The sequence below is a fragment of the Neochlamydia sp. AcF95 genome, from assembly GCF_018342455.1.
GTDB lineage: Bacteria > Chlamydiota > Chlamydiia > Chlamydiales > Parachlamydiaceae > Neochlamydia.
Genome location: NZ_JAEMUC010000015.1, coordinates 1 through 10,255, shown reverse-complemented (window position 1 = coordinate 10,255; position 10,255 = coordinate 1). Strand labels below are relative to the sequence as shown.

Below are 10,255 nucleotides of genomic sequence, written 5' to 3'. Positions count from 1 at the left end.
TGCCAGGTGTTTTTACGTTCTGCTTTGCTCATTAACCCCCATGTATATTGCAAAGCCACTTGTCTAGCTTCTTCTCGGCTAAAAAAAGGCCTTAAAAATAGAGCTAGCTCTTCTTTTTTTTGTTTTATAGTTTGGTTTATTGCTTTCAATTCCATCCCTCACCTCCCTACCTAACAAATAAAATAGCATACTATATTTTTTATTACCACTGTAGTACTAAGTTACAACAATATTTTATTAAAAATTAGTCAACAAGAAAAAAAGTACATCATCAAGTATACAATTAATTGGAGCTATAATTTTAAGTAAAGTTAGCGACGAAAAAAGAAAGCCCCACCTATACCTAAAACAGATAGGAAGACAATAAGATAATCACCCGTTATAGAATAAAGGGTTTTGTAGGAAAAAAGCGGAACTTGCAGATAAAGGGCCCCCGGCTTCCAAATTTTTTCATAGTAAGTATTGCCAAGAATTTTTATCTCGCGCCCAAACGCATCGAAACCGCCGGTAATTCCTGTATTACAAGCACGAATAAGAGGAATGCCATTTTCTGTTGTTCTCAAGCGAGCATGATCACAATGCTGCTGTGCTACCGTTGGATACCATACATCACTGGTTAAGTTAACGATTAATTCAGCTCCCTTCAGGCGATTTTCACGCATTAAATGTCCAAATGTTTCTTCATAGCAAATGGATGCTCCAAAAGGAACATAAGCAGGAAAAATCTTAGCTTCTTTACCGGGTGTAAAAGAGCCAGTAATACCATAAGCGGCAGCCAGGGAACGGCAAAAGGAAAAAGGTATATACTCACCCATAGGAACTAAGACGCGCTTATCATAACGTTTAAAAGGAAGCGTACGCTGTTGATAGGAAGAAGGTTCAACAAATTGTGCGGAACTATAGTATTCTCTATGTCCGTCAAAAAAGTCCTCAACGTCTTCCATTCCAGATAAGACAGGCGCATTAAAGATATTAGCCAATCCTTGTAGCCAATAACCATTGGTAACCATCCAAATAAATCCTTTTTCAGTCATACATTGTGAAGCTAAGGGCTCTTGCAATAAAGGAAGAGCAGAGTAGGCCTTTTCTCCAAAAACTTCGAGAAAAGCTTTCTTAACGTTTTGGTAAGGATATACAGGTGTATAGGTAGTGAAAGGTACAATAAACTCGGGCAAAGCAATTAAATGGACATTCTTTCCTAAATGCTCTTTGCAAAGCATCAAAATTTGCTGCCATTCAGCTTCCACATATTTCACATAGGAAGCTGTATTATGAAAGAGCATGTTCTCTTCCGTCGGGAATACAGGCTGAACAAGAATAGCATTAAAAGTATCTTTTATAACTTTCGAATCGTGCAACTTTAACTGAATAAATCCAAATATAAAAGGAAATGCGGCAAAGGCAAGCCAGCAGAATATATGCCTGTAAAGTGGCCAGGCAAGCCAAGCTTTTAATGCTAGTAAGTTTACCCCTAGAACCCAAAAAGACATGCCAAAAGCTCCTCCTAAAGAGGCATTTTGAAGGGTATATAAATTTGCGCTTAAACTAAGTCCAATAGGATTGAAAGCAATTCCGGATAAAATAAATAAGCGTGACCATTCAAGAAGCGTCCAGCAACTACACAGCAGGACTATTCGATTATAACTGGTTATACGCTGCGAGCATGCTAGCCATCCAATAAAACCAAATTGCAACCCAAAGATTAAAGCCAGCAAAATATATACAGCGATAATGTAGAGATATGGATGAGAGAGGAACCAGGAAAACTGGATAAGTTGAACCATAGCAAACCAAGCGGTCGCCACAAAAAACCGTTGCCTGCTACTAGGAAAAGAAGCTAAAGCACGGAAAAACAAGGCAAAACCCATAACTGAAGCCAGAAAAGAAGCTGTAAGACTCCAATAAGGCTGGCCGAAGGCTACGATTATTAAAGAAAGTATAATACAAGTAAATGTTTGTAAACGGCTGAGTGGCATAAATTTTAAACTAGGTTAAGGTTAAGCCAAAAAGATTTTTTTACTGCTGACTTTATTTAATGCTCTGGGTGATTTTTCTTTCTTTTTGCCACCCTTCTGCAGAAAAACAGCTAGAGAGGCTTTTTTCTATGAATACCCTCACAAAGGACAAGAGATCGAACCCTTTAGAAATTAAATAAATAAATTCAAAAAACGTTAGATGATTAAATCTTGCGGCTTAGATAAATATTAAAGCAATTAAATTTTCATCCTTATCTTTCATCAAGCCCCTCTTTCGAAGCTTAAAGATAAATTTTCGGCAAAATTATTTGTAGCCCCTATGCACTTAGAGAAACATAAAAATTTTAAGCTTTCCCTATGGCACGAAAAGAAAAGACTTATTGATATGCAACAATAGGAAGACCCTTAAAAACTAGCTTGTAGTTAACACAGCTACACAAAAGAAGTAAATCCCTTTTCTTTTATAGACAACCGCATTCTTTATTGGCAAGCCGCTTACATAGGTAAAAAATAAAATTTTTTAGTAACCTATCGGGCAATCGGGTCGGGTCGCCCAAGGGAACTTCCCCCTTAGGCTCCCACAGACACGTACATGAAACTCTCGCTTCATACGGCTCCTATTGTTCTTCAAGCTTTCCAGCCTTTTCTCCACCCTCATAAGTTCCTCGTATTTCTACTTGACTTATTGAGGTGGATTGAACAATTCAACCCCTTCGCTCCCTCTTCATTACAAAGACTTCCTCACTACTACGAGTTGATCTGCCCCTCATACATGCTTCGATATTTCCCACTTTGTGTTCTTCACTTATATGGTTTTCTCTTAACATCATCTATGAGGTTCCCACGTTCCATACAAAAGCCTAGACTAAGTTCACGCTATCTTTATGCCGGACGCCATTTAGGCAGTAAACAGGTTGCCCCTAAATTTATCCTGAAAGAGTTTTTAGCCCCCAGTTTTGACATCATCTTTAAGCTTTCGACACTTGGACCAATAGTTCACTTTCGTTCGTCTCTTTAGTCCTCACCTGATATGTTTATCATACCTTTTCCTTAACGCTCACTACCTTGGCTTTTGACCAAAGCAGCTTAAGGTGGTTTGAAATCTCTTCCTGCAAAGCGACTTCGAGGAGCCATTTTCCTCATCTTTCGTATAGTTACGCACATCTAAAATGTGCTCGTGGCACACAAAAACTAGCTAATCTTAAAGGATGCTGGCAGAGGCATGCACTTCAAGTCGCATCTATAAATTTTATTATCTTTCCAGGCAGCAACGATAAAGAAGCTAGGGAAGGGACATAGCTTTTCAAATACTATTCCACATAGGAAGGAAGTATATATGCATTTTTTCTTCCTTGCCGCTTTATAAAGATTTCGTTTATAATTTTTAAAATTATTAGATACAAATAAAATTTATTCTAAACATTCAATCTTTTTTCCACTTTTTTATATAGCCTTGTTTTATGAAACAATCTTTTCGTGCTTATCATCTTCTTCAGCTCCTTAGTGCATATGACGAACAAGGACTTCCCTTAGATGCCTTTATAAGCAACTATTTCCGCTCTCATAAAGCTCTGGGCTCTAAAGACCGCGCCTCTATTGCTGAAAATGCCTATTTTTTAATTCGATGGATACGCCTTATCGATTATTTAATTCCAGAGGCTCCTGATTGGAATAAACGTATAGCTCTATTGCCTTACTTTGACTGGCAAAGCCATCAAAATGATCCCAGTATTCCTGCTGCCATAAGAGTTAGCTTTCCAGATTCACTCTATAATATTTTAGTAGAAAGCTACGGAGCTTTACGAGCTTCAGAATTATGTCTTGTAAGCAATACTCCCGCCCCGACGACTATAAGAGCAAACACTCTTAAGGCTACCCGTGATAAACTTTTAGAGCTTTTACAAGATAAATATGAGGTTAGCGCCTGTTTAGCTTCTTCCCATGCGATTAATTTTCTTCAAAGAATTAATTTCTTTACAATTCCAGAGTTTCAAGCCGGCCTATTTGAAGTACAGGATGAAGGAAGCCAACTCCTTGCCAATCTCGTGCAATGCCAACCAGGCCAGCTAGTGATGGATTTTTGCGCAGGCTCGGGAGGTAAAAGCTTAGCTTTGGCTCCTTCCATGCAAAACAAAGGGCAAATTTTCTTACATGATATACGTTCTTATGCCTTGCAACAAGCAAAAAAACGTTTGAAGCGCGCAGGCATCCATAATGGACAAATTATACTAGCCAACGATCCCAAGCTTAAAAAATTAAAGAAAAAAATGGATTGGGTGCTGGTGGATGCGCCTTGCTCGGGAACGGGTACACTACGTCGCAATCCTGATATGAAATGGAGATTTGAAGTAGAAGGGCTGAAGATGCTGATAGGCCAGCAAAGAACAATTTTTGAAAAAGCTCTCAGTTTTATGAAACCAGACGGCCGTATCATTTATGGAACGTGTAGCCTCTTACCCCAAGAAAACGAACATCAACTTAACCACTTTATTAAGAGCTATCATTTAAAGGTAGAAAATCAAATATTTCAATCTTTTCCATCGCTTGGAGGAATGGATGGCTTTTTTGGGGTTGTTTTGAAGTTTTAAATCGTTTATAGTAATAGCCGCTGGCCCTCTAGCAAGCTTTTTTTTCTGCAGCTAAGATCTTTTAGATGGCATAGATGATAGAATTAATCCTCACTAATCACCAACCCACTTTTAATCATGAAGAAACAAAAAATTTTATTTTTTTCTGCTCTAATCTATTGTTGTTTTATTACACCTTTACAAGCTGAAGGAAAGGCTGCTTTTTTAGGTAAAGAAGATAACTCGGCTTTAGTAGTAAATAACCGCATTTTAGCCAAGGTGAATGGCACAGCGATTTCTGTTTTAGATGTAATGAAAAAAATGGATGTTCTTTTCTATCGTGAATTTCCTGATTACACCTCCTCTACCCCAGCACGCTATCAATTTTACAAAGTTAACTGGAAGCATGTGCTAGATGAATTAATTAATAAAGAATTAGTATTGGCTGATGCCAGCGAAAATAAACTTCTTGTAAGCAACGGTGATATTCGCCAAGAGATGGAGAGCCTATTTGGACCTCATATTATCAGCAATTTGGATAAAATTGGCCTGTCATATGAAGAAGCACAAAAAATTGTGCAAGGAGACATTACTATTCGCAGAATGATTTACTTAAGAGTAAATGCCAAAGCACTAAAAAAAGTAACACCTCAAGCTGTTCGTTTAGCATACGAGGAGTTTGCCAAAAACCCTGCCAACATCAAGCCGAATACTTGGCAATATAATGTTATCTCTATTCGTGATCCTGATCCAGCTAGAAGCGCGGAAGCTGCCCATTTAACTTACCAGGCATTGAATGATCATATAGCATTAGAAAAATTATCGACTTACGTTAAGGCAAACTCTCATTTTGACAGTACGCAAATTAATGTCTCTGAAGAATACACTTTACCAGAAAAAGACATTTCGGAAGCCTATAAAGCCATTTTAACAAAAATGACACCCCATTCACATAGTCAGCCAATCGCTCAAAAAAATCGAGCAGATAAGAACAGCTCTTTTTTTCGTATTTTTGTGCTTAAAAATTGGATAAAAGGTGGAACGCCTGCCTTTAAAGAGGTAGAACTTAAAATTAAAGATAAACTTATAGAAGAAGCTATTGCTCAAGAGACTGAAGCTTACCTAAAAAAAATTCGCAAACGTTTCTCTGTGCAAGATTTTTACACCTCTAAAACTGATCAGGCTGCTTTTGAACCTTTTATACTGAGCTCTAAAATCTAGCTTGAGCATAATTACTTCGGAATGATTGCGGTTTAAAAAGTAGATAGACCCACCTATTTTGAAAATTTATTATGTTTCAAGGATAAGGAAAAACTTAAAATTATGCCTATATACCGCCCTAGTGAGCTTCATCATTTCCTAAACAATTTAGGCGTAAGTCCTAAAAAGGGTCTTTCTCAAAATTTTCTTATCGATGGAAACATTACTCGCAAAATTGTGGCTTATGCCGCTATCTCCTCTCATGATCTGGTCGTAGAAATTGGGCCAGGGCCAGGTTGCCTCTCAGAGGAAATAATAAAGCAGGGCCCCCAATTATTGATGATAGAAAAAGATCCTGTAATGGCCCAAGCATTGCAGCGCTTACAAACAGAGCCCAATAGATTGGAAATATTTTGCGAAGATGTATTGGAATTCCCTTTGAAGGAAAAATTATTGGAAATTTTACAACCGGGACAAAAAGCTATCATTGTGGGCAATCTCCCTTACCATTTGACAACCCCTATCTTAATCCAGCTTGTTAGGCTTTACCCTTACGTTTCTAAAGTTGTAGTTATGGTCCAAGAGGAAGTGGCACGCCGATTTACAGCTCAGCCAGGCACAAGCGAATATAGCTCTTTTACCGTTTTCTTAAATTATTATTCTACCCCCCGCTATGCCTTCATGGTACGAAGAGCTTGTTTTTATCCTATCCCTAATGTAGATTCGGCGGTAGTCACTTTAGATTTACATCAGCCGCCCTTTGTGGCCAATGAAGATGATTTCTTTAAAATGACCCGCACAGCTTTTGGGCAAAGACGTAAAATGATGCGCGCTTCATTAAAAGAGCTTTATTGCAGCCAGGCTGTCTCGCAAGCCTTGCTGCAAATTGGATGCGATGTAAAATCACGTCCTGAAGAGCTTTCTTTAGAAGATTTTATGCATTTATATCAAAAACTTACTAATAGCGTTTAGGGAAAGCTCGGGTTGGGTCAATGATTCCTACCAAGTAGCGTATTCTAGAAGCTCCAATAGTTATTGGGCAAAGGGCTAAAGCAAGAAGGCAGTCTCTAAGTACTAACACTATTTCTCGTTCATCCTTCCAATCCTTACGCACAGGCTTTCCCTTGAGAAACTCTTCTCCGCGTTTTATAAGCATTTTCATCAACACCGCAGCCGCCACGGCTACGTTGCCAGCTCTCTTAGCTATTTTAAGTGGGATTGTCAAGGGCGAACATGCTAGTTGAATACAACAGTAAAGTCTTCCTTTCCAGTTGGCCTGTTTATAAGTACTAGGTACTCTTTCTCCAAAATAGTTTGTAAAAGGCTTTAAGCTCTTATTAGTTACTGGAAATGTGGATGGGAAACTCATAAAAACTCCTTTAGGTTTTAACTGAACAAATTACATTATTATTTTATTATTATTCCTAACTTATTTGGTAGGAAAAGCTTTAGCGGGGTTAATGATTCCTACAAAGTAACGCAGTCTAGAGGCTCCAATAGTTATTGGGCAAAGAGCTAAAGCAAGAAGGCAGTCTGTAATTTTTAATACCACCTGTCGTTCTTTATCCCAATTTTTAGCCGTATGTTTTATCTTGAGGGTTTGTTCGGCGCGTTTTATAATTGCGAGCATTAACACGGTAGCCAGCCCTGCTATCCGGTTAACTTTGCTAACTATTTTAAGAGGTATCGTCAATGGCGAACAGGCTAATTGAATACAACAGTAAAGTCTTCCTTTCCAGTTGGCCTGTTTATAAGTACTAGGTATCTTTTTTCCAAAATCTTTTCTAAAAGGCTTTAAGCTCTTATTAGTTACTGGAAATGTATCTGGTAAATTCATAAAAAATCCTTTAAGTTTTGATCGAACAAGTTATTTATTATTATTATTATTTCTAACTTATTTGGTAGGAAAAGCTTTAGCGGGGTTAATGATTCCTACAAATTAGCATATTCCGAGAATCTACCCTATTATTTATTGGACAAAGAACCAGAGCAAGAAGATAGCCTGGAAGGGTGAGCATCGTATCTAGGCCTTTATTTTAATCTTTAAGCATACGCTTTTTCTAAAGATCTCTCCTGCATTTGTTGCAGTCACGTTCATAAGCATGGCAGCTATCCCAATTATTATACTAGTTCTCTCATCTATTTTAAGTGGTGCCCTTCATGGAAAACAAGCATTAAACCAACAATAAAGCCTTCTTTTCCAGTTGATCTTTTTGTAAATACTAGCTACCCAACTTCCAAGATTAGTTTTCAAAGATTTAAGCTATGATAGGCGTTAGGTAGAGGGAAACTTTTGTTCAAAATTTTCTAGATATTCCTTAACCTTACAAATTAAAAGAATATATTATCATTTATTCTCTCATTATTGGCAAGAAAAGAAGTTTTTACTTTTTTTAAGCTATTTTATTTACATCTTTAATAAATTTTATTAAAAACTAAAATTTTATTCCTTTGTAATTTTAAAGAGACTTTTCAACCATCCTATCCAGGTTTGTTGGACCCCCTGTTCAGCATAAAGGGCTACTTTTTGGAGCTGCTGACCATTCCTATCTTGCAAGTAAACTTCGCCGACTTGTTGGCCTTTAACAATGGGCAATTTTAATGAATGCCATTGCAGGTAACATTTTACTACAGGTTTTTCAGCAGGATAGTACTTAAGACTTAAGCTGGATTTTATAAAAGTTTTCAAAGGCTTGTCCGCACCTTTTAAAGAGTGGAGGTATTTTTGAGGTCCCTTCTCAAGGATGATCATTTCCTCTTGTTTTTCATTAAACGCTGCTTCAAAAAGATGGATAGCATCTCGATAAATCTGCCCTCCCTCCTTACACTTCATCAAGACCGCTAGCAATTCACGTCCATCCCTCTTTGCTGCGGCCACTAAAGTATGGCGGGCAATGGAAGTATAACCTGTTTTAACCCCAATTGCCTGAGGATAATAGTATTCTCCTCTACGTAATAAACGATTTTTTTGCAAGATAACAACCGATTCTTGTTTATTAGTTTTGGGGCGAATAAATTTTGGCGCAGCCGCTAGTTCACGAAAGATAGGATTTTTCATGGCCTCACGTGTGAGAAGAGCCATATCATAAGGGGTAGTTTGATGCTTAGGATGATGTAATCCATGTGGATTAGTAAAATACGTATTTTCACAACCTAAACTTTTGATAAATCCGTTTAAACCTTTCATAAACACAGGAACACTTCCTGCCACATGCTGAGCCACTACATTCGCGGCATCATTGGCTGAAGCCACCATTATGCCGTATAAGAGTTCTTTTAAGGTAAAATTCTCGCCTTTTTTTATACCTATATGGGTGCTTGCATATTCAATCCAGTGAGAAGGAGTCGTATAATTAGATTTTTTCTTAGCTTGCTCAGAAATCGAAGCAATAGATTCAGCATCTGCGCTTACAATCTCTGAAAGATGATGGCCTTTTTGCTCAAGAGCATAAAGAGTAGTGGCTATTTTAGTAATGCTAGCAGGATAGTTAAGAGTATGGGCATTTTTTTCATATAAGATAGCTCCATTAGTTACATTAATTAAAATTGCCGCTTCTGACTCAACACTCACCTCCAGCTTTTCTGCGCTAAGAGACCCTATTCCTAAAAAAAGTAAAAGTCCTAAGCGCCATTTTTGCAAAAACATACTTCTTCCCGTTTTTTACTTAACTTCTTGCAGGTTAGTCCCCAAAAAGCAGATGACCTGCTTATACCTTTAGCCTACCACCAATGAAAGCGTTCGGCTTTACAAATTTACACTCTTTAAATTCTAAATTCAAAGTCATTTTTCAACTTTTTTAATCCTTTCTGTTAGGTTGGCCTGCCATTTGCTTAAGATAGCAGCCTCTCATCTTATTAAATAGACCCATTCATCTGCATAGAAGTACAAATTAAAATAAAATTTAGCCTCTATCTTTAATATGGAGTATTATGGCCATGCATAATTTAGCTTTGATAGAAGAAAAATTTAAAGAATTTTATAAAAATATTGGCTTGGGCTCTTCTGAATTGCTTATCCCTGTTAACCTATCGCTTTTACATCATATGGAGCTGCTTTGCTTCCATTCTCCATGGAACAAAAGTCAATCGCTTACACGTTATTTTCAATTAATAGAATCTAACGGAAAGCTTACTCTTATTAACGAAGATTTTGTCGTGTGGATAGCCCCTGAAAATGCTCATAAGATCCCCTTAACTTACACTATGATTGCTTTAAATTATCCTGCAGGCCCTAAACTTGAACTGATATTTAGCGCAGCAGGTGTGTATAATACTTCCCGTACTGTTTTAAGAGTATTGGAAAAGTTTTTATATGAGATTCAAGAAAACGAGGAATATTTAAAAAGTATTAAATAAGGTTTTTTTCCTATTAGAAGGTAGATTTATAAAAAATTAAATAAATTAAAAGCTTGCAGCTCTCTATTTTTGTAGCAAGGTAAGCGGTCACGGGGGTTATCAATTACTTTGTGATAAATAAAATAATTTCTAGAGTTTATATTTACTTAATCATAT

8 protein-coding genes are annotated in these 10,255 nt (G+C 37.3%); 4 read left to right on the top strand and 4 right to left on the bottom strand.

What is annotated here, in order from left to right; translation table 11 throughout:
* Positions 1–311 precede the first annotated feature (311 nt).
* Positions 312–1,976 carry an apolipoprotein N-acyltransferase gene (gene lnt / locus NEOC95_RS00825; protein WP_166156936.1) on the bottom strand — a complete coding sequence of 555 codons (1,665 nt, stop codon included), beginning with the start codon at positions 1,974–1,976 and terminating at the stop codon, positions 312–314.
* Positions 1,977–3,436: 1,460 nt separating this feature from the next.
* Between lnt and NEOC95_RS00820 the strand changes: the two genes are divergently transcribed.
* The 3 genes from NEOC95_RS00820 (at position 3,437) to rsmA (ending at position 6,715) form a co-directional block, all read left to right on the top strand.
* Complete coding sequence (locus tag NEOC95_RS00820; RefSeq protein WP_166156939.1) at positions 3,437–4,564, top strand: RsmB/NOP family class I SAM-dependent RNA methyltransferase; 1,128 nt, start codon at positions 3,437–3,439, stop codon at positions 4,562–4,564.
* 117 nt (positions 4,565–4,681) lie between these two features.
* Positions 4,682–5,764 carry a SurA N-terminal domain-containing protein gene (locus NEOC95_RS00815; RefSeq protein WP_166156942.1) on the top strand — a complete coding sequence of 361 codons (1,083 nt, stop codon included), beginning with the start codon at positions 4,682–4,684 and terminating at the stop codon, positions 5,762–5,764.
* A 102-nt stretch (positions 5,765–5,866) separates the two neighbouring features.
* Complete coding sequence (gene rsmA / locus NEOC95_RS00810) at positions 5,867–6,715, top strand: 16S rRNA (adenine(1518)-N(6)/adenine(1519)-N(6))-dimethyltransferase RsmA (protein WP_166156945.1); 849 nt, start codon at positions 5,867–5,869, stop codon at positions 6,713–6,715.
* Here rsmA and NEOC95_RS00805 read toward each other — a convergent pair.
* From NEOC95_RS00805 to NEOC95_RS00795, 3 genes are all read right to left on the bottom strand, one after another.
* Entirely contained in the window at positions 6,702–7,112 is a 411-nt protein-coding gene (locus NEOC95_RS00805; protein ID WP_166156948.1) for a hypothetical protein, read from the bottom strand. The two genes, rsmA and NEOC95_RS00805, sit on opposite strands and share 14 nt — an antisense overlap.
* A gap of 60 nt (positions 7,113–7,172) precedes the next feature.
* The gene (locus NEOC95_RS00800; protein WP_166156951.1) at positions 7,173–7,580 is read right to left on the bottom strand and encodes a hypothetical protein; all 408 of its coding nucleotides are present in this window, start codon (positions 7,578–7,580) and stop codon (positions 7,173–7,175) included.
* Between the two features lie 606 nt (positions 7,581–8,186).
* Positions 8,187–9,389 (bottom strand): D-alanyl-D-alanine carboxypeptidase family protein, encoded by a 1,203-nt coding sequence (locus NEOC95_RS00795; RefSeq protein ID WP_166156954.1) that lies wholly within the window; start codon positions 9,387–9,389, stop codon positions 8,187–8,189.
* A 284-nt stretch (positions 9,390–9,673) separates the two neighbouring features.
* On the opposite strand from NEOC95_RS00795, the gene NEOC95_RS00790 reads away from it, so the two are divergent.
* The gene (locus NEOC95_RS00790) at positions 9,674–10,099 is read left to right on the top strand and encodes a hypothetical protein (RefSeq protein ID WP_242678221.1); all 426 of its coding nucleotides are present in this window, start codon (positions 9,674–9,676) and stop codon (positions 10,097–10,099) included.
* Positions 10,100–10,255: the final 156 nt, after the last annotated feature.

Coding starts and splice junctions, on each gene's coding strand:
- NEOC95_RS00805 (WP_166156948.1), bottom strand. CDS start 7,112: ATGAGTTTCCCATCCACATTTCCAGTAACTAATAAGAGCTTAAAGCCT.
- rsmA (WP_166156945.1), top strand. CDS start 5,867: ATGCCTATATACCGCCCTAGTGAGCTTCATCATTTCCTAAACAATTTA.
- NEOC95_RS00815 (WP_166156942.1), top strand. CDS start 4,682: ATGAAGAAACAAAAAATTTTATTTTTTTCTGCTCTAATCTATTGTTGT.
- NEOC95_RS00790 (WP_242678221.1), top strand. CDS start 9,674: ATGGCCATGCATAATTTAGCTTTGATAGAAGAAAAATTTAAAGAATTT.
- NEOC95_RS00820 (WP_166156939.1), top strand. CDS start 3,437: ATGAAACAATCTTTTCGTGCTTATCATCTTCTTCAGCTCCTTAGTGCA.
- lnt (WP_166156936.1), bottom strand. CDS start 1,976: ATGCCACTCAGCCGTTTACAAACATTTACTTGTATTATACTTTCTTTA.
- NEOC95_RS00800 (WP_166156951.1), bottom strand. CDS start 7,580: ATGAATTTACCAGATACATTTCCAGTAACTAATAAGAGCTTAAAGCCT.
- NEOC95_RS00795 (WP_166156954.1), bottom strand. CDS start 9,389: ATGTTTTTGCAAAAATGGCGCTTAGGACTTTTACTTTTTTTAGGAATA.